We start from the raw sequence: 20070 nt of genomic DNA, 5'->3' as shown, positions 1-20070 counted from the left end.
CGCTTCAGCCGCGTCATCGGAGCGCGCGCTTGCCGCGTAAGGTTTGCAGCGAAACGGGCCGGAAGTCCCAGCTGTCGACACCAACATCATATTGGCGCGTCAACGGCTTCAATTTGCCGTGCGAATGTCCGTGCAGGTTTATCGACTTCTTGCCCATCCGGTTCCACGTCCGGAACGGATAATGGCACAACACGATAAGCTGGGTCTCCTGTATCAGCTCCCTATAGTGCTGGACGCTGTGCCACCCGTGTGCGGCCGTTGTTTCGGAAGCATCATTGTTGCCGACGATGAGGTTCTTGCGGCCGTTTAGGTGTGTCAGCAGGGCTTCGACGTTCGATTTGCCGTGGCGCGCGAAGTCGCCCAGATGCCAGACTTCATCCTCGGGGCCGACGGTCTCGTTCCACCGGGCAATCAGCGCTTCATCATGCTCGGCCAGCGATCCGAACGGCCGGCGATCGATCCTGAGAATGCGGGGATCATTGAAATGCGTGTCGGTTGGAGGCGACATGCATTAGCGGGGGAGATCCCGACGGTCGTGCGCATTTTGTGGCTACTCGCAGGTGCGCCAACAGTCCTAAATCGTTCCTCTGTACTGGGTTGCCTCAATCCATAGTAAGAGTGCAACAAGTGGCGACCGCCCCTTAACTTCCAAATCCCGACCTCGATAGCCCCCAGCCACGATCCATACCGTCTTTGAACGCTGATATATTTTGATGCCCCGTGCACTCGCCCAATCGCACAGGTATGCAAAGTCTCGCTTCATGATTTTCCCACACTTCGCAAAATCGGAACGCTAATAACCGCGAAGGTAGAGGTATGTTCCAAGAGGGGCGATAACACTTTAGCATCTCCTTACGAAACAAACTCGCCTGCTCCGAGTTTGAATCGGCATGGCTAAGGGCAGCATCAGCATAGGCGATGAGGTGGCAATCGTGGCGACAGTCCGGCGGCGCGTCACCGCAGACCGCGTAAGCGTCTCGATCCCCTCTTATGGCTTCCCGCATTCCATCATCGACCGGACTTCCCAAGTGCAGCAGGGCCAGCCGATCGAGCTTATCGGCAGCGTCACTCACATCGATGGTGATCTGGCGACGGTGAACTTTGGCGTGCCTATCACCGTCAACCTGGACACGCTGCGCCTGGTGAATGCCTACAAGCCGCCGACGAGTAAGACGCCGCTGGTGGACAAACCGACATGACGAAGCTTTCAAAGCTTGACCCGCCTAGCCCGGCAAGCTGCACGGCGGCGAAGACATCCCGGAAGAGCGGCATTTCTATCCGTGCCCGAATTGTGGGCAAGAGGTGGACCAGCGGGATTTGCGCCAATGCCGCCACATACGAATACAGCTTGGCCGACCCAAGCGACCCGACTCATTCCTCCGAATTCATGCTCTCCGAACTTGGTCCGCCTATTCCCGGCAACAGGCGCGAAGGCGATCCGGCTGACGAACAGGAGGATTTCTAACCCTGCCAGTTTCCCGTCAGCAAGTCGACATCGGGAGCTGTACCAGGTCCATATGAGCAGCCAGGCTACAGTCCGTTTCGGATTGGCAGCGGCAGACGACAACTTGGCCGGCGATGCATTTCCGGGGATTTCCGACGGCGGGACGAGCATCCCCGGCCCCCGACTTCGCCGCGTCGCAAAAGCTAGGACAGCAAAGAACCCGCAGGCCGGAGCCAGCGGGTGTACGTTCAGGCGATAGGACGCTCCCAGCCGGCACGTGTTTGCGGCCCTTTTTGGGGCCGGGAGCGGAACGAAAGGGCCAAGTGACGATTTTCTAATGGAAGGGTGATGATCGAGGAAGCCTGGAATGGTTGAACTTCTGAACCTGGAAATGGCAGTCGCCAGGCAACACGCTAGGCGCGCCGAACTCTCCCTCGATCAGCCACAGACAATGAACAACGACAACCACGGGCTTGCGACCAGTCTTGCGCTGTGCAGCCGCATGCGAGCCGGGCAGGCGCGGGCAAAAGCAGCCCGTCGGCGGCTACTCAAAATAGCGCACCCGACAAGCATGCCTTGAGGAGCCAAAACCCATGATGTTGTTCGAACCACTCAATTGGGATGGTCACAAGCGAAGCGAGGTCTACCATGCCGCGCGGTTGTCGATGCTCCATGATCGCGTCCTGAAGCGCATGGATCGACTCGACCACTCGGCCGATGAAGTTGAGCGAGCGGCAGCCATTCTGGTCGACCTCACCCACGCCTCTGCTGCCGAGGCTTTTCAGGACGCGGTTTTCAGGAATCCGTCGGCAGCCTTCCTTCAGCTTGAAGCAGGTCAAACACTTGGGCTCTGATCGGTGAGGCAGGGCGCCACCGCCGCCTCACGCTTCTTCCACTGCGAAAGCTGCGGCTTGTGGCCAAACTTTGGGTTATGCCGCCCTTCGGCTATCAGGTCTGAAGGGATTGGCGAGTGTGAAGGCGTCTGGCCTGATACCTCGTTCAACCTGTCCCCATGTGACAGGATGGGAAATGGGGAAGCCCGGCCGTGCTCGCGGAGAAAAAGCCCCGACGGCGGTGTTGCCCCGGCCGTTGCGCAGATAGTCGAGGAAGATGCGGCTTTTTCGGGCCGCCGGGTCGGCTGACAGCAGGTATCGGTGGGGTTCGGCATCCATGAGGCATTGAGCCAGCGATCTGGCCAGTTGCCGGACCTCGTCGTGGGTCATCCTGGAGGCGAGCGGCGTCATCAGGTGGATGCCTTTGCCGCCGGTCACCTTCGGCCAACTCTCCAAGCCAGCCGCTTCCAAGATACGGCGCAGCGACAGCGCGGCCTCAACCACCGCTTGCCACGGAACGCCTTCACCGGGATCAAGGTCGAGGACGAGCCGGTCAGCATGTTCGACATCGTCAATGGTGGCGTTCCAAGGATGCAGCTCGACGGCATCCATTTCGACTAAGCCAAGCAAACCGTCCAGATCGTCAATCCACACTCGGACACCTTCGCCACCTTCGCGCTTTTGGACCCGAAGCTGGTGCACCGAAGCCGGTATCGGAGGCAATTGCCCCTTGTGATAGAAGGTGGCGCCGAAGGCGTGGCGGACCAGCTTCAGCGGCCGCCGGCCCAGATGAACCAAAGCCTGATCGGCCACCCGCTCCCAATAGCGCGCGAGCTCTTCCTTGGGCGGCGCGATAGCATCGGGCAGAAGCTGCAGAATGTTTTCGCGAGGGATGCCATGCCGGCCTTCCGATCTGCGCTTGGAGGGAGACGGCGGCTTGGCCGGGATCGCCTGAAGATCTTCCCGCAGCCCCTTGAACACGGCTTCCCGCAAGATGCCGCGATCCGTGACACCGCTGAATTGCACCTCCGCCAGCACGTCGGGCCTGACCCAGGTCGCCTTCGGCTTCTCAACCGGTTCGGACAAGGGGGATTTGCCGACGACCAGCGGATCTAGCCGTTCCCTGACCCTCCGTGCTGCGTCCAGCGTATAGCCGCTCTGAGCTTTCCCGGCATAAAGCAGCCGGTCGCCTTTCCATCTGCCGATATACAGCGAGGCAATACGGCGGGGGTGAGCACCAAGCTTCTCGACAAAGGCGACAATCGGGAACGTGTCGCTCTTGATGCATTTCACCTTGAGCCAGCTCGTCTGGATGCCGGAGCGATACGGCGAAGCGGCTCGCTTGGATACGATGCCTTCCAGGCCCATCCGGCACGCGTGGTCGAACACGTCGCGACCGCATGCCTCTAGGTGCTCGGCATAGGTCAGCGTCGGCGCCGTGTCCTTCAGCACCTTCTGGAGGGCGGCCTTGCGTGCAATCAGTGGTTCTCGCCGAAGATCGCGGCCGTTGAGGTGCAGAAGGTCGAATGCAAAGAACATAAGCTTATGCGAGTTCGCATTCCCCAGTTCCCGCTCAAGAGCTTGAAAATCCGGCAGGCCGGTGCTGCCCAGAACAACGGCTTCGCCATCGAGGATCGCGGATTTGACGGGCAGCTGCGCCGCCGCCTGAACAATCCGCTTGTAGCGGCGCGACCAGTCGTAGCCCCGGCGGGTAAATGCGCGCGCCTGCCTGCCCTCGACGACAAGCTCCGTCCGGTAGCCGTCATATTTGATTTCATGCAGCCAGTCGGCCTCCTCGGGCGTGTTTAGAACCAGCGTTGGCGATTGGAACGCGATGAAAGCGAGTTGGCCTTCCGGTTTACGCATGCACTTGCGACTCCCTGACCGGAGTCAAATCGGATAGCAGCAATCGGTTCCTGGAGTTTTAGGAGAATATGACCTGCTCGGGCGACCAGCATGCCCACCCAAGCCGGCCAGTGCTCGTATGCATTCCAGCGAACTATTCACCCTGTCAGGCCGATCCGCGCCCGGGCAAGTTCGTCTCCTCCTTCACCTGTCGTCCCAAATCTCTGCGGAGGCGTTCGGTTTTGTCGGAGCCGTCCTTGGGGTCTGTCCGTTCGAGTTCGCGGTCGATTGTTTCGCGCGACCCCTCCACGGGATCCTGTTCTGGAGATCCGTCAGGGGCGTTGTCGACCTTGCCTTTGTTGCCCGGCCCGCTTGGGTAGAAAGATCTCGACATATTCAGTTCCTTTCCGTCTGTCCGCAAAGCCCGAGTTCCAGCTCTCAGTGCTTGCCTATCAAACCAGACCGCCAGTGCATTGTTCCATGTCCGGCACCGCCCTGGTGCACTGTCGCGCCTGCGAAGAATGCGACGAACCGGGAGAGTCATCACGCCGCTAGGCCGGGCTAAAGTGAGCTCCAATACAAGACGGCTGTTGCCGCCCCCGGGCCGTGCTTAGACCGCTTTGCTTCGGGCCGCCCGTCGCCGGCATCGTCGGGGCTGACGACGCAAGTCTCATCTGACGTGAGGCGCAAACTTTGGCCATAGCCATCTCGTTAACCATGACCATCGAGAGGCCAGGCGGCCTCGGACCGACTTGGCAAGAATGCCGACTGGTGCGACGTGCACGATGTTCGCGGCCCGGCAAAGGCCAGATGCCAGGCAAATTCCGCCGCCACACGCGGCCAGGGAACATTTCCTCTTGCTTGACGTTTTGCGCCACCCTCGTACAGGAAGTATGGCCATGCATAGTCGCAAACCGGTGATGGCCGCGCTCGTCAAAGAGATCGACGCGGTCCGCCTCAGCATTTCGCTGCTTCAAATCGATCAATGCAGAGACGCACGACCCGGGAGAAGCGCATGGCGTTCCGGCTATGAGCTGAACGCCCAAAAGGCCCGCCTGGCTCGCCTGGAGACGGTGCTCGCGAGCTATCCGTCGTACCGGCAGCCCGGAGATTGGAACATCAACAGAGTGAGTGACAAGCAACGCGGCAACGTTTCTATGGAAAACGGCATGGGAGGCAGGCGCAACCACAAAGTGGAGGTTCTGGGCGACGTGTGCTCAGCTCCTCTCGGCCAGGAAATGTGCTGGCCGATTTTGACCGAGTGCCAGAACCGCATCGCCTGCCACAAGCCCGTTAAGGGCCACCCGAACCCGCATTCGGCGGCCTCAGGCGGAAGCGCGCCTTGTTGCGCCCGTTATGAGATTCTCGATCTCTTGCTTGGGCACGGGCCTGGACAGCAAGAATCCCTGTAGCTGGTCACAGCCGAGTTTGCGCAGAAAATCGCATTGGCTGTCCGTCTCCACACCTTCCGCCGTGGTGCTGAGGCCAGTGGCGCGGGCCAGGTCAATTATCGCCTGAACAATAGCCTCGTCTCCATTTGAGTGACCAAAGCCCTGCACAAAGCTTCGGTCGATCTTGATCCGGTCGACTTCCAGGGTCTGCAGGCGTCCAAGTGAGGAGAACCCCGTCCCAAAATCATCAAGAGCAAAGCGCACGCCGATGCTGCGCAACGCTTCGACGTTCTGCTGGCATTCAGTTCGGTGCTGAGACAGCGTGCTTTCGGTGACCTCGAGTTCAAGCCGTCGAGGGTCCATCTGGGTCTCCAGCAGGATGCTCGTGACCTTCATGGCAAAGCTCGGATTGTTCAACTGCAACGCCGACACGTTCACCGCCAATGTCTCGATTGGCCAGTGTACCGCATCCAGACACGCCTGGCGGAGAACCAGTTCGCCCAATTGTTCAACCAGTCCCATTTCTTCGGCCAACGGTACGAACAAGTCGGGCGCAACCCAACCACGCTCCGCATGCGACCAGCGGGCAAGCGCTTCAACACCTGCCATCCGGTTTGTGTCTGCGGTGTATAGCGGCTGGTAGTAGACCTGAATCTGGCCGGGCGCTTGCAAAGCACTGCGCAGGTCCTGTTCGAGACCCTTGCGCATTGCCAGGGTTTGGTCCATCTCGGTTGCGAAGAATGCATAGCTGCTGCGGCCGCGAGCCTTGGCGTGATATAGTGCGACGTCGGCTTTACGCACCAGCTCTATCCACTCCAATCCGTCCCTTGGAGCGAACGCTGCGCCAACACTCACCCCTACAAAGACCTGAGCTCCGGCGACCTGAAATGGACGGCGCGCGGACTCGAGCAAATGTTCGCATAACGTCCTGACCTCATCTTCGCCTGCGACCGAACGCTTGATGATGATGAATTCGTCGCCACCCAGGCGCGCGACCGTGTCTGCCTCGGTGGTTAGCCGCCTCAACCGGTCTGCAAACTCCCTAAGCAGCTCATCGCCAGCGGGGTGACCGAGGGTATCATTAACCTGCTTGAACCTGTCGAGGTCGAGGTAAAGAACTGCCAGTTGCTCGCCCGTCGAGGGCAGCCGCGACAGCGCGTCGGCCAAACGGTCGTTGAATTGCCCGCGATTGGGCAGCGCGGTAAGCAGATCGTTGTGGGCGAGTTGAAAGATTCGATCTTCCGATTCAATTAGCTTCAAAGTTCGCCTGCGCAACGCTCTGAGAGCTACAATGACACCGCCCAGAACCAGCCCGCACAAGGCGACCAGAATTGGAACCAGTTGAAAGAGAACGAAGGTCCCGGGCCGGTATGGCTGCCAGACGAAGAAGCCGATGGTCGAGCCGGATCGGTCGACGAGGGGATAAGATGCCTCTGCCGAGGCGAGCTTGTTGACCCAGGAGAAACGCGCACCCTCGAGCAGATAATCCTGGCGCAGCAAGGTAAGCAGACTGCCATCGAGATATCGAATCGCGACGTGCAGGAACTCCTCCCCTGGTATTTGCGCGATGTGGCCACTGTCGGAAACGACCGGCTTTACACTCACAATGGCGGGGTGGCCCGAGATGACGGCCATGTCGGAAGCACCTATCGTGAGCACCTGCTCCGTCACTCCGTCGGTGTCCTCACGTTTCAACCTTGCCCTAAGATTAAGGACAAGAGGCGCTGTCATAGGACTTGCGGAACGGTAGCTGGAGGAAGCGACAATAGAGCCGTCGACGAATGCGTAGACTGGCGCGTCATTGGCGTCGAGAATGTAGACCTGGTCGTGGCCAAAGTAAGTGTGCATCCAGCTGCCGAGATTGGTGTCGATCCATTTTGCGTCGCGGCTCCGCAGCGCATTGACCGCATCGTCCCAAACCGTGACGCTCTCCTGGTCATGCGCTACTCCGCTCTCCAGGTTGGATACGATCAGCGCAACCAGGCTTTTTTGCCGCGACACGGCAACACGGTCAGTCTGGATAGCCGACCACAGCAAAAGTCCCGCAGTGACGATCGCAACTATCAGCGTCACCACGGTGATGGGCAAAGCCGTTCTCAAGAGGAAGAGACGGCGGGTTGGTTCGCCAAAATGCCGTAGCGGTTTCATGAACCTGCTGTACGCCAGGAAAACTTCTGGATCGTTAAAAGCGCCCCCGCCAAGGACGGCTTGCAGTGAGCAACTGTGCCGTTAAACTCGATGATAGGTGACCTGCCCAGGTGATGGCCCCGCGCGAAGAGATCGAGCCAGGAAGGGCACTAAACGTGTCCAGCAAGCCAAGCGGTATTGCCCTCCAATACTCCGACCTCTGCTGCTGCCCCGAGCGTTTCAGGAAATTGGCGACCTACATCCTACACGCGAATATGACGGGCGGGCGCCACTGTTTCTTCGATCAGCGATGGGTTGATTAAGCGCGGGAACATTAGTGGGCCAGCGAGGTTCTTGGCGTTAAAGGGGCACCAGCCAGCCGTGACCCGTGACAGGGACACAGTGGAATATCCGGACTCGCAACAGGGGTTTGCGATAGGGCAGCCTATGAAATCAGTACCGCGCCAAGCAGCAGGACTCCTCTTCGACACGATCGCGACCTGATCGAGGAGACCAGCAGTGTTGGAAGACGCTGCAGCGGAACGCAAGAAAGCTGGAGGGGTGATTGCAAACCAAATCGACCCCCACCGCTTTCGGGACTCTCACTGCACAGCACCGCTCGACGCAGCGGTTCTGGGCGAGGTGCAGACGGCTTCATTGCCCTTGGCGCGGTGCGGGCCGACGACACTAAGGGCGTCGAGCTGGATCGAGCCGGCCGTATCGACGCCGTGGCGGCGATCCCATTTCCGGGCGAGACGGTCGGCGAGTGCCTGATGTTGCGCTAAACAAAGCCAAGGCTTGCGCCGAGCCCATGCCGATGGACGAGCCTTATTGGCTCAAGCACGCCATGCCGACTAATATGGGACCACGCCCGGCCAAAACGGCCGAACGAACGATCTTCGAGGCCGTTCGAGCCCAGCTTTCGATGTTGAAGATCGGACAATGGAACGGCTCCAAATGAGGACGCTTTCCCGAGGTGCTCGCAGACGACGCTTAAGATTCGGCGAATGTTGCAAGGGAGAACGTGGCAGCCCACCAATTTACGCTGTTCGAGACAATTCTTTCTCACACCTGTCGCGCGGTCTGAATGCAGATTTGCTCCCGGTTCATGCTTCCCCGGAACCCTCCTTGCGTCTCTCACGTGAGCCAAAGAACACCAGCATTGAACCGAGACCACCCAAATGTCGGCCATATTGAAGATGACGGAATACCAGCCGCCTACGTGCAGACCTATAAAATCCGTCACCATCCCTATGGTGAGCCTATCGACGAGATTACCGAGCGCACCCGCTGCCATGAGACCAGCGCCAATGATGACCTGTGGCCCTTTGGCACGCGCGACCCACCACCAAAGACCAAGGATAGCAAGCACGGTTACCGTCACCAAAACCATGAGATCTGTTGTGGTGCCACCTGACAGCAGGCCGAACGTCGTGCCCTCGTTGTACCGCGGGCGCAGCGCCAAAAACGGCAATGGGTCGAGCCCGTCGGGGGATGGAAGCGACGCGCGTACCCACATCTTTGTCCCCAAGTCGAGCATCAACGCTGCGACGAAGACGATTGCCGCCACAGCCTTGGTTGAATGAAACCACCTCGCGGCCGCACTTCCCTTGGTTTCGTTTTTCAAACTCTGCTCTCAGGTAGCAAGCCGACCCATGACATGTATATGGGTTGGAACAGAAACCAGCCGCGATCATGGCGCGCTCGCACATGGACGAACATCAAGATCGTAGTGAGGTTTGTCCGCCAGATCATTCGAATGACCGCGGCGGCAACCCGGGCTGGCCCAATCGTATTGCTGATTCAATTATAAGTTCAGCCACATCGCCGGTAACGTTGACGCCTCGCGTGGCAGTTCTTTGGGATCGTCAACGATGCCGCATCAATTTGGCTCTGCAGCCTGCTCGCGTGAATAGACGGCGCCAAATGCAGGCATGGGGGATAGGGTTGCCTTGACCCTGTCAAAACCCTGCCGCATGGTCCGCGCCCAAACGCGTTCGCAACCGAGAGCTCCCCGTTGAACGAATATTTCCTGCTGCCGCTGGCCTCGCTGCCTTTCCCCAACATCAACCCGATCCTCATCCAGGTCGGGCCGCTGGCGGTGCACTGGTACGGCGTCGGCTACATCGTCGGCATCCTGTTCGCCTGGTGGTATGCCAAACGGCTCGCCGCCAACCCGAAGCTGTGGCCGAACGGCGTGCTGCCGATGAAGCCGGAGGACCTCGACGACTTCATCGTCTGGGCGGCCATCGGCGTTGTGCTTGGCGGCCGCACCGGCTACGTCCTGTTCTACGATCTGGCGCGCTACATTGCCCACCCGCTCGATATCTTCGCCGTCTGGCAAGGCGGCATGTCCTTCCATGGTGGCCTGCTCGGCGTCATCCTCGCCATGACGTTGTTTTCCATCAAGCGCGGCATCCGCACCTGGTCGCTGTTCGATGTCGTGGCCGCCGGCGTGCCGGTCGGCCTTGGCCTGGTGCGCGTCGCCAACTTCATCAATTCCGAGCTCTGGGGCCGGCCGACGGACGTGCCCTGGGCAATCGAATTCCCCAATGGCGGGCCGTTTGCCCGCCATCCCAGCCAGCTCTACGAGGCCCTGCTCGAAGGCGTCGTGCTGTTCCTCGTGCTGCGCATCCTCACCCATTCACGCCTCAAGCTGAAGACGCCGCGCTTCGTCGGCGGCGCCTTCATCTGCGGCTATGGCCTGTCGCGCATCTTCGTCGAGTTCTTCCGTGAACCCGACCAGCAGCTCGGCTACCTCCTCGGCACCAATTGGCTGACTATGGGCATGATCCTGTCGACGCCGATGGTGCTGGCCGGGATCTGGGCGATGGCAACCGCCAAGCCGGTGACGCAAGCAGAGCCGCAGGCGACATGACGCGGCTGAAGACCCCCATCGTCGACCTAATCGGTATGATAGGGGCCGACCTGGGACAACAAGACGCAAAGTGACGGTTGTTCCGAGATGGCGGACTGACGCCCGTTCGGTACCAATTTGCTCTCGTTATCCTTGCGCTCTAATGGACGCTGGCGACCGCGTCTTCACGGCCCTCGTCGATCGTCACCCAAACGCCTGAATTCTCGTCAGATTGGCGCTTCAGGTAAGTGTTGTCGGTGTCGGTCCTGACGAGCACCCTGGATTCCAGATTGTCGAGGATGAAATCGCCGAGGTTGGTGCGCATGGTGAGCACCGCGTGGCCATCGCCGTTCGACCGGCGCGCCACCGTCATCAGCAGATCTCCGGCCGGAACACCCTGGCTCATCAACTCGCGACGCTTCTCCAGCGCATAATCCTCGCCGAAGGCTGTGGCAGAACCCGATTAGTTGTGGGTCGTTGCCGCCGTTGCAACGTGCATCGCTGAGAGGTTCTGCTAGCGCGCTCGCCCGCAGCGCTTTAGCTGCCTACCTGCCTGGCTGCTTTGATTCCGGGAATGGAGGTTCTGAGCTACCCGAGATTTGAGTTGGCGAGGCGCAGACGCGATTGCTTTTGTGTCAATCTTACCAAACCATCAGACCTGCAGGGCGAAAGACCCCTCCCCTGCCGTTCGGAGGAGCGAAAGCGCGTTACCGCCAGGATAGCTGGTCTNTGTCACCAAACCATCAGACCTGCAGGGCGAAAGACCCCTCCCCTGCCGTTCGGAGGAGCGAAAGCGCGTTACCGCCAGGATAGCTGGTCCTTGGGCAACCGACCGCTCGGGTCGAATACAGCTATCTTGTGCGGCAGATCCGGCCCCCAGTCCCAAAGGACCAGATTGCGATCTTCCATCTCGGCGCTCGCCGCGAAACTTGGGACAACGATGCCGGCAACATTTCGAGGCCGCAGCCGGTCGTAGACGGACCAGGACGCCGGACGCTCCCCGTCGCTAAGCGCCGTCGCCCAGGCGCAGGCCATGTCTTCGAGCGCGACAGAAAATTCTCCCCTCGTCTCTTTCGTTGTCAGATCCGCGATGTCGTCGCAGTCGACCTCATACGAACACAGCACACAGGGATCGATTCGCTGCGCGAAGCCCTGGTTGGCTTCCTTGATGGCTGTCATCAGGCTCAACGCCAGATAGAGCGCCGGCACACCTTTGGGATTGAATCGGGCCCCTCGGATCGCTGCTCCTTCACCGGAAGTCGGTTTGAATGCCCAACGTGGATCGTGCGCCCGATAGCAGGTTCCGACAAACTTCACGCAAAGCCACCAACGGCCATGTGATCGAGATAATCACGAACCGCAACGGCCTTGCCGTCCTTCACCAGCGCCTCAGCCGTGCGTCCGCCGAATGCTGGAAGCGGCTGAGCCCGATACCAGGCCATCGCCTGCTCCTTGCCGCCCGCCCAATCCGTCACGCGACTGATAATCTCGAGCATCTCCCGCAGACGCCCCTGTGTTTTTACCGCAGCGCTGCGCTCTGACCGATAAAGGGTCTCGCGAGCAAGACCAGCGGTTTGGGCCAACTGGCTCTTGGACATGCCAAAACCATCCGCGACTTGTCCGATCGCAATCTTCCCGTTCCGGTCCATATAGGACAGGATGAGAGGTCCGTTCTGTTCGGGGATCTTGAGTGCCTGGGCCACAGAATTCATCCTGCCACAGTGAGAGTCAGATTTCTTGGGCAAAAGATATGGCAGTCTTCGACGGCTTTCAAGCCCAGGTCTGAGCCAATTCAAGCTCACAGTCTCGCACTGGTGCTCCACGCGCCTGCTTGGGACCGCATCTCGCAAGCCACGGCCGACAGTCAGCAACCCCAAGCACCTTATACAGGGAATCTGGTCATGCGACTTGCAAGCGAGCAACCGTGACTGTCTATCCGACCGGCGGAGATGAACTCGTGCTGTTTAGACCTGACAGCGCGGCAATCACTGCAGCGGTGACCTCGGCGGTGGGGGCCATCCCCCCAAGATCCGGACTGAGATGCTCCCCCCGGCCGGTGACGGTTTCAATCGCTACCATTAGGCGCCGCGCCGCGGCGTGCTCGCCGAGATGGTCGAGCATCAGGCTTGCCGTCCAGAACGATCCAAGCGGATTGGCGATGCCTTTGCCGGTGATGTCGAACGCCGAGCCATGGATCGGCTCAAACATCGACGGACGGTTGCGCGACGGTTCAATGTTCGCGGTTGATCCGATTCCCAGCGAACCCCCAAGCGCCGACGCCAGATCAGACAGGATGTCGGCGTGCAGGTTGGTCGCCAGCACAGTGTCGATGCTGCCGGGCCTGTTGACCATTCTTTGCGTCATGGCGTCGACCAGCATCCAGTCAACGGTCAGCCCTGGGTAGCCGCGGACCACTTCGCGCACGACTTCGTCCCAGAGCACCATGCCATGGCGCTGTGCGTTCGATTTGGTTACGACGGTCAGCAGCTTGCGAGGGCGCGACAAGGCAAGATCGCAGGCAAAACGTGCGATACGCTCAATACCGGCGCGGGTGAAGACAGCAACGTCCATGCCGACTTCGATGGGCAATCCACGATGGGCGCGACCGCCAACCCCCGCGTATTCGCCTTCGCTGTTCTCGCGTACGATCACCCAGTCGATCTGTTGGCCGAGGTCGGGCCGCAGCGGGCCTGTCAACCCGGGCAGAAGGCGTGTTGGCCGCACATTCGCATACTGGTCAAACCCCTGGCAGATCGCCAGGCGCAAGCCCCACAGCGTGATGTCGTCGGGGAGCTCCGGGTCGCCGACCGCGCCGAAATAGATCGCGTCGAAATTCTCAAGCCGAGCAAGCCCATCCTGCGGCATCATGCGGCCATTGCGGCGATAATAGTCCGAGCCCCAATCGAAGCGCTTGAACTCGAAGGCAAGACCGAATTCCGCGGCAGCCAAGGTCTCCAGCACCTCGACGCCGGCCTCAACCACCTCGGGGCCGATTCCGTCGCCACCGATCACCGCGATCCTATGCAAGGACATTTTCAGTTTCCTTCTCAGCGGCAGCGACCTTGGCGCTAATTTAGTCATTGGTTCGGAGTTGGCGGTCAGGTATATCGTCAGTCCGCGTCTCTTGCCACGCGAGAGCGGCAACAGTGGTCTTGCCCTGATCAGCGAGGCGGATGGCGATGCCACGGCAATGGCCGCTCCATCCGTCATCAGCTGCTTCAATCGCCGCGCAAGGATTTGACGATACTCCAGCGGGCCGGTCGCCTTCCACCAACTTGGCCGCAGCCGAGTTCCAAGATGGCGCCCTTCGGCCACGGATTTGGACTATAGACCCGCTGTTCTGCGGTTCCTGCATGCCCGCTTTACAGGCGGATTTGGTAGCGCTACCGTTTCAGAGTCGCGTGACCTGGGGGAACTGGAGGCAGACGTCGCCGACGCAAGTGGTGGATCGCCGCACTGCCGGCATCCGTTTCAAGCCACGCCTGATACAACGGCTCCCAGCGACGTTTTCGCAGGGACCATCGGGAGGAGTTCGATGGCGGCTGTCGCGATTGGCGATGTCTACAAATCCTTCGGGGCCACTGAGGTCCTGCATGGCGTCAGCGTCGATATTGAAGACGGCGAGTTCGTCACGCTCGTCGGACCCTCCGGCTGCGGGAAATCGACGCTTCTGCGGATGATTGCCGGTCTGGAAAAGATTTCGCGGGGCCATATCTCGATTGGCAGCCGGATCGTCAATGACGTTGCTCCTAAGGAACGCGACGTGGCCATGGTCTTTCAGAATTACGCGCTCTACCCGCACATGACGGTTGCGGAGAACATGGCGTTCTCGCTCATGCTCAAGGGTGTTCCGAAGGCGGAGAGCGATGCAGGCGTCGGTCGGGCAGCCGAAATCCTTGGGCTGGTCCCGCTTCTGTCACGGTATCCGCGGCAGCTTTCTGGAGGCCAACGTCAACGCGTCGCCATGGGCCGCGCGATCGTGCGCAATCCGCAGGTATTCCTGTTTGATGAGCCGCTCAGCAATCTCGATGCCAAGCTCAGGGTGCAAATGCGCGCCGAGATCAAGGAGTTGCACCAGCGGCTGAAGACCACGACGGTGTATGTCACGCACGACCAGATCGAGGCCATGACCATGGCCGACAAGATTGTGGTCATGCACGACGGTATGGTCGAGCAAATCGGGTCGCCGCTGGAGCTCTACGACCGCCCGAACAACCTGTTCGTGGCAAGCTTCATCGGCTCTCCCGCCATGAATATGCTCAAGGGAACAATCCTGACCGAAGGCACGCCGCGTTTTCAGGGCGCGGGAGGGATTTCGGTGCCTTTGGCCGGCCCGTTCTCCATTGGCAATGGCGAACCCGTCGTGCTGGGGATACGGCCAGAGCATTTGCGGCTCGGCGACAATGGCATTGCGGTCACCGTGGTGGTGATCGAGCCAACCGGCTCGGAAGTACAGATCATAGGCCGGACCGCGGGAGGCGAGGATGTGGTCGCCAATTTTCGGGAACGCCATTCCTTCGCGCCGGGAGAAACCATCCGGCTGTCGGTCGAGCCTGGTCTCGTTCATCTCTTTCACGGCGAAACCGGCAAGCGCATGAGCCTCCCGCAGCAGTAGGGCAACACGCAACGAGGAAAACACAGGAGGAAACGAGCATGAGATTCACCAGACGCGACGTGATCCGCACGACGGCCGGCGCCGCCGCCGGCGCGTTGGGGAGCCGGTTCGTCGGCTCTCCGGCCTTCGCCAAGGAGGCTTTGACGTACAAACCGGAGGATGGCGCGAAGCTCAGACTGCTGCGCTGGTCGCCTTTCGTGCAGGGCGACGAGGACCAGTGGCTGAAAAACACCAAACGGTTCACGGAAGCGACGGGGGTGGAGGTCCGCGTCGACAAGGAGAGTTGGGAAGACATTCGCCCCAAGGCTGCGGTCGCCGCCAATGTCGGCTCGGGTCCGGACCTGATGTTCGTCTGGTTCGATGATCCGCACCAGTACCCCGACAAGCTGCTCGATGTTACGGAACTGGGCGATTATCTCGGCAACAAATATGGCGGCTGGTATGAGGGGCCAAAACAATATGCGACACGCGAGGGCAAGTTCGTGGGCCTGCCTCTGGCCACCATCGGCAACGCCATCGTCTACCGGGAAAGCTGGGTGAAGGAGGCCGGTTTCTCGGAGTTTCCGAAGGACACGGCCGGCTTCCTCGAGCTCTGCAAGGCGCTCAAGGCCAAAGGTCATCCGGCCGGCTTTACCCACGGTCACGGCGTCGGCGACGGCAACAATTATGCGCATTGGCTGCTGTGGAGCCATGGCGGCCAGATGGTCGACGAGAAAGGCAAGGTCACGATCAACAGCCCCGAGACGCTCAAGGCGATCCAGTATGCGCAGGAGCTCTACAAGACCTTCATCCCCGGCACCGAAAGCTGGCTCGACGTCAACAACAACCGGGCCTTCCTCGCCGGCGAAGTGAGCGTCATCGCCAACGGGATTTCCGTCTACAACACCGCCAAGGTCAACAAGGACAATGATCCGAAGCTGACCGACATTGCCAAGGACATGCGCACGACCAACATGCCGATCGGTCCGGTCGGGAAATCCGTCGAGCTGTTCCAGGTGACCACGGCCGTCATTTTCAACTACACGCCCTACCCCAACGCGGCCAAAGCCTATCTGCAGTTCATGTTCGAGGATCCGCAAATGTCGGACTGGATCACCTCCTCGGCATGCTACTGTTGCCAGACGCTCAAAGCCTTCGCCAACAATCCGGTCTGGAAGGCTGACCCGAACAATGCGGCATATGCGAAAGCCTCCGAGACGCTGCGTCCCAACGGCTATGCCGGGCCGCTCGGCTACGCCTCGGCGGCCACCATGGCCGACTATGTTCTGGTCGACATGTTCGCCAAGGCCGTGACAGGCCAGGCCACGCCGCAGGAAGCGATGGAAGAGGCGGAAAAGCGGGCCAACCGTTATTATCGCGTTTGACCACAGCTGAACCGGGCGGCGGACCATGTTGCCCGGTTCGGTTTCGGACGGCGGCTTGCGTCGCCATGCAACCAGACCTCGTGAGGAGCCGGCCATGGCCGTGACGTCCGCTGCGGTTCGGCCGCGCCCATCAATCCTGTCGCGTCTGGCCGAAAGCCGAAATGTCCTGGGCTTCGGCTTCATGCTGCCGGCGGCGGCGCTGCTGCTGGTCTTCCTGACCTACCCGCTGGGGCTTGGCGTCTGGCTCGGTTTCACCGATGCGCGCATCGGTCGCCCTGGCATCTTCGTAGGTATTGAGAACTATGAGTATCTGTGGAGCGACAGCATCTTTTGGCTCTCGGTCTTCAACACGCTGCTCTATACGGTCAGCGCTTCGATCCTGAAATTTGCGCTCGGGCTCTGGCTGGCGCTCATCCTCAACGAGAACATTCGCTTCAAGTCCTTCTTTCGTGCAGTGGTGCTTTTGCCCTGGGTGGTGCCGACGGTGCTTTCGGCGATCGCTTTCTGGTGGATCTACGATTCGCAGTTCTCGATCCTGTCATGGGCGCTGCAGCAGATGGGACTGATTGATCATCGCATCAACTTCCTCGGCGACCCGACCAATGCGCGCGCGTCGGTTATTGCCGCCAACGTGTGGCGCGGCATTCCATTCGTCGCCATCACTCTGCTGGCGGGTCTGCAGACCATCCCGCAATCGCTATACGAGGCCGCCACCCTCGACGGCGCCAGTCGGTCGCAGTTGTTCCGCTACGTGACCCTGCCGCTGCTGACGCCGATCATTGCCATCACCATGACCTTCTCAGTGCTGTTCACCTTCACCGACTTCCAACTGATCTATGTGCTCACTCGTGGCGGCCCGGTAAACGCCACTCATTTGATGGCGACATTATCGTTCCAGCGCGGCATTTCCGGAGGCCAACTCGGCGAAGGTGCGGCAATCGCCGTCGCCATGATCCCCTTCCTGCTGGCGGCGATCCTGTTCAGCTATTTCGGCTTGCAACGGCGCAAATGGCAGCAAGGCGGCGGAGACTGATATGGCCACGATCAGGCAAGCGGAACGCATCGAGACCGACGATGGCGGCATGGGCTATTTGCAAAGCCTGCCCCGCCGGGTTGTGACGGTCTATCTGCCGCTTCTGGTGTTTATGATCGTGCTCCTGTTTCCCTTCTACTGGATGACCATCACGGCAATCAAGCCGAATGCCGAGATGACCGACTACGTGAACTACAACCCGTTCTGGGTTGTTCACCCGACATTGCAGCACATACGTTATCTGCTGTTCGAGACCTCCTATCCTGGTTGGCTGCTCAACACGATCATCATCTCGACCGCCGCCACTTTCCTGTCACTGTTGGCAGCGGTGCTGGCGGCCTATGCGATCGAACGCCTGAGATTCTCGGGCGCGCGGCAGGTCGGCCTTGCAGTGTTCCTGGCCTATCTTGTGCCGCCTTCGATTCTATTCATCCCGCTATCGCTGATGGTGTTCAACCTCGGCCTCTATGACACCCCGTTCGCGCTGATCCTCACCTACCCCACGTTCCTCGTCCCCTTCTGCACCTGGCTGCTGATGGGCTATTTCCGCTCGATCCCGTTCGAACTTGAAGAATGTGCTCTCATCGACGGGGCGAGCCGCTGGCAGATCCTCACCAAGATCGTGCTGCCGCTGTCAGTCCCTGGCCTGATTTCCGCCGGCATCTTCGCTTTCACGCTATCCTGGAACGAGTTCATCTACGCGTTGACCTTCATTCAATCGTCGGAAAAGAAGACGGTGCCAGTCGGCGTGCTCACCGAGCTGGTTCGCTCCGACGTCTATGAGTGGGGCGCGCTGATGGCAGGCGCGCTGATCGGGTCGTTGCCAGTGGTGGTGCTCTACTCATTCTTTGTCGAGCACTACGTTTCCTCAATGACCGGCGCGGTAAAGGAATAACGCCGTGCGACGAACGCCGTTGGCAGATTAGCCACGGGAGGCGAGCAATGAAACGTCGCTTGGAGATCGAGAAGCTTCTATTTGACGATAGCGCTACGAGCGCGGCCGCATTGGCGGCGTTAACGGCCTGGCAGCTTTCAAGATGACTGGCAAGAAAGCCGACCTTTACGTCGAGCGTAGTGCGCGCCGCTTTGCGCCAAAAACGGTCCTTGTTGGTTCCGCGCCAAAGGCGGACGAGCTCGTAACCGATTGAAGCAACCGGAGTCAGTTATTTGCACGAGTAAGCGCAGTGACTCCGGAGGGCTCGGGCGCGCACGGAACGGATCGCCGTAGTCATCGAACGGGCTACCGCGGTAGCTTTCACTGCGGAGCGACACTGACGTTCGGCGTCATCAGAAAAAGGCGGACTCTGGGACGGTTCTGGTCTATGCCGACGCTCGTTGCCGGTCCGCCGGCCTTTGCAACTGGTCCATGAATGAAGCGCCAGTCCACGACGTCTAGCCTGTTACGCCGACTCAATCGTTCGGCGGTGGTGGATTTGATCCGCACCGAAGGAGTGGCATCACCATCGAGCCTCGCCCAGCGACTGAACATCAGCATCCCTACGGTGATGCGGGTGATCGAGGATCTGATTGCCGAGGATTTGGTGGCGTATGACGGGTTTGACGAGGCCAATGTCCGGGGCCGGCCGCGGGCGCGTATCAAGTTCCGCGGCGCGGCGCATGCGATCATCGGCATCGAGGCCGGCAAGGGCGAGTTCTATGGCGCCGTGGCCAATCTCGAGGGTGTCGTGCAGACCGAAATGCACGAGACCGCCAACGATGCTGGCGAGCACAATTTCGAGAATCTGGTCGGCCTGATCCGCCGACTGATGGCGGCCCCCCGCCCGCGCGGCCAGACCATTCGCGGCATCGGCATTGGCCTGCCCTCTATCGTTAGGCAGCCGGAGGGCGAAGTGGTGCTGACGCTCGGGCTCGGCTGGCGCGACATGCCATTGCGGGCGCGGCTCAGCGAACATTTTCAGATGCCCATCGTCGTCGAGAACGGGCGCAACCTCGCCGCCGTGGGCGAATGGGGATTCGGGGCCGGGCGTGGCGCCGACAGCGTCGTGAGCCTCTCGATCGGGCCCGGCGCCGGCGCGGGCGTCGTGATCGACGGCAAGCTCTATGGCGGGCACTCGCATGCGGCGGGCGAGCTCGGCTGGTATCTCGATGACCCCCTCCTCACCGGGCGGCCGTTCGAACATCTGGGCGACAAGCAATCGCTGCGCTTTTTCGGCATCCCCGAGGAGGCGACCAAGATGCTCGAAGAGGCCAACACGCAATATGCGGCGGGGAAGCTCACCCTGGCTGCCGTCACCGACCGGCAGGCGGGCAAAATCGCGCCAGTCGTGACCGAACTGCTCGACTATGCGACGATGGCGGTGGGCAGCGTTGCTGCCTTTATGAACCCCGAAATCATCGTACTGGCGGGCCGGGTCGTCGGCGGCGGTGATCTGGTGCTCGATGTGCTGCGGCACCGCCTCAAGGGCAATGTGTATGACCCGCCGCGCCTCGTGATCGGCGCGCTGGGGCACCGCGACGTCGTGCTTGGAGCGGTGCGCCTGGTGCTCGATGCGACGACCCTCAACCCTGCCGACAGCCTCGTGATGGCCGACTGAAGATCA

At 60.5% G+C, this 20070-nt stretch carries 16 protein-coding genes and 1 pseudogene; 9 read left to right on the top strand and 8 right to left on the bottom strand.

What is annotated here, in order from left to right; genetic code table 11:
* Positions 1 to 13 precede the first annotated feature (13 nt).
* Entirely contained in the window at positions 14 to 508 is a 495-nt protein-coding gene (locus X743_RS145185; protein ID WP_023767890.1) for a hydrolase, read from the bottom strand.
* A gap of 382 nt (positions 509 to 890) precedes the next feature.
* Here X743_RS145185 and X743_RS145190 point away from each other — a divergent pair, with 382 nt between their 5' ends.
* Positions 891 to 1199 carry a hypothetical protein gene (locus X743_RS145190; RefSeq protein ID WP_023767889.1) on the top strand — a complete coding sequence of 103 codons (309 nt, stop codon included), beginning with the start codon at positions 891 to 893 and terminating at the stop codon, positions 1197 to 1199.
* A gap of 838 nt (positions 1200 to 2037) precedes the next feature.
* Positions 2038 to 2298 (top strand): hypothetical protein, encoded by a 261-nt coding sequence (locus X743_RS145195; protein ID WP_023767887.1) that lies wholly within the window; start codon positions 2038 to 2040, stop codon positions 2296 to 2298.
* Positions 2299 to 2373: 75 nt separating this feature from the next.
* Here the strand turns inward: X743_RS145195 and ligD are convergent, their stop codons facing one another.
* Positions 2374 to 4143 carry a DNA ligase D gene (ligD, locus tag X743_RS145200; protein ID WP_023767886.1) on the bottom strand — a complete coding sequence of 590 codons (1770 nt, stop codon included), beginning with the start codon at positions 4141 to 4143 and terminating at the stop codon, positions 2374 to 2376.
* 878 nt (positions 4144 to 5021) lie between these two features.
* On the opposite strand from ligD, the gene X743_RS1000000172945 reads away from it, so the two are divergent.
* Entirely contained in the window at positions 5022 to 5534 is a 513-nt protein-coding gene (locus X743_RS1000000172945; protein WP_198028488.1) for a hypothetical protein, read from the top strand.
* Here X743_RS1000000172945 and X743_RS145205 read toward each other — a convergent pair.
* Entirely contained in the window at positions 5448 to 7601 is a 2154-nt protein-coding gene (locus tag X743_RS145205) for an EAL domain-containing protein (protein ID WP_245264297.1), read from the bottom strand. The genes X743_RS1000000172945 and X743_RS145205 overlap by 87 nt on opposite strands.
* An 820-nt stretch (positions 7602 to 8421) precedes the next feature.
* Positions 8422 to 9267 carry a signal peptidase II gene (locus X743_RS1000000169955; RefSeq protein ID WP_156934497.1) on the bottom strand — a complete coding sequence of 282 codons (846 nt, stop codon included), beginning with the start codon at positions 9265 to 9267 and terminating at the stop codon, positions 8422 to 8424.
* A gap of 390 nt (positions 9268 to 9657) precedes the next feature.
* On the opposite strand from X743_RS1000000169955, the gene lgt reads away from it, so the two are divergent.
* Positions 9658 to 10518, top strand: a complete 861-nt coding sequence (gene lgt / locus X743_RS145210) for a prolipoprotein diacylglyceryl transferase (RefSeq protein WP_023767882.1) — start codon at positions 9658 to 9660, stop codon at positions 10516 to 10518.
* Positions 10519 to 10657: 139 nt separating this feature from the next.
* On the opposite strand, the pseudogene X743_RS145215 reads toward lgt, so the two are convergent.
* From X743_RS145215 to X743_RS145225, 4 genes and pseudogenes are all read right to left on the bottom strand, one after another.
* A pseudogene (locus X743_RS145215) lies at positions 10658 to 10936 on the bottom strand (transglutaminase-like cysteine peptidase); the annotation flags it as partial.
* A 359-nt stretch (positions 10937 to 11295) separates the two neighbouring features.
* Positions 11296 to 11814: an RES family NAD+ phosphorylase gene (locus X743_RS0136760; RefSeq protein ID WP_031258243.1), complete on the bottom strand. Its 519-nt coding sequence runs from the start codon at positions 11812 to 11814 to the stop codon at positions 11296 to 11298.
* Positions 11811 to 12200 (bottom strand): MbcA/ParS/Xre antitoxin family protein, encoded by a 390-nt coding sequence (locus X743_RS145220; protein ID WP_031258242.1) that lies wholly within the window; start codon positions 12198 to 12200, stop codon positions 11811 to 11813. The genes X743_RS0136760 and X743_RS145220 overlap by 4 nt, the downstream gene beginning before the upstream one ends.
* Positions 12201 to 12429: 229 nt before the next feature.
* Positions 12430 to 13530: a tartrate dehydrogenase gene (locus tag X743_RS145225; protein WP_031258240.1), complete on the bottom strand. Its 1101-nt coding sequence runs from the start codon at positions 13528 to 13530 to the stop codon at positions 12430 to 12432.
* A 502-nt stretch (positions 13531 to 14032) separates the two neighbouring features.
* On the opposite strand from X743_RS145225, the gene ugpC reads away from it, so the two are divergent.
* The 5 genes from ugpC to X743_RS145250 all read left to right on the top strand — a co-directional run bounded on the left by ugpC (position 14033) and on the right by X743_RS145250 (position 20064).
* The gene (gene ugpC, locus X743_RS145230) at positions 14033 to 15112 is read left to right on the top strand and encodes a sn-glycerol-3-phosphate ABC transporter ATP-binding protein UgpC (protein ID WP_023767877.1); all 1080 of its coding nucleotides are present in this window, start codon (positions 14033 to 14035) and stop codon (positions 15110 to 15112) included.
* 38 nt (positions 15113 to 15150) lie between these two features.
* Entirely contained in the window at positions 15151 to 16476 is a 1326-nt protein-coding gene (locus X743_RS145235; protein WP_031258238.1) for an ABC transporter substrate-binding protein, read from the top strand.
* A gap of 94 nt (positions 16477 to 16570) precedes the next feature.
* On the top strand, positions 16571 to 17509 hold the full coding sequence (locus tag X743_RS145240) for a sugar ABC transporter permease (protein WP_031258236.1): 939 nt from the start codon (positions 16571 to 16573) through the stop codon (positions 17507 to 17509).
* Position 17510: 1 nt separating this feature from the next.
* The gene (locus X743_RS145245) at positions 17511 to 18404 is read left to right on the top strand and encodes a carbohydrate ABC transporter permease (RefSeq protein WP_023767874.1); all 894 of its coding nucleotides are present in this window, start codon (positions 17511 to 17513) and stop codon (positions 18402 to 18404) included.
* A 475-nt stretch (positions 18405 to 18879) separates the two neighbouring features.
* Positions 18880 to 20064: an ROK family transcriptional regulator gene (locus X743_RS145250; protein WP_084555604.1), complete on the top strand. Its 1185-nt coding sequence runs from the start codon at positions 18880 to 18882 to the stop codon at positions 20062 to 20064.
* Positions 20065 to 20070 lie beyond the last annotated feature (6 nt).

The organism is Mesorhizobium sp. LNHC232B00 (genome assembly GCF_000502435.1).
In the GTDB taxonomy this organism is placed as follows: domain Bacteria; phylum Pseudomonadota; class Alphaproteobacteria; order Rhizobiales; family Rhizobiaceae; genus Mesorhizobium; species Mesorhizobium opportunistum.
Note: the sequence above shows the minus strand (reverse complement) of the source record. Positions and strands in the feature narration are given on the sequence as shown.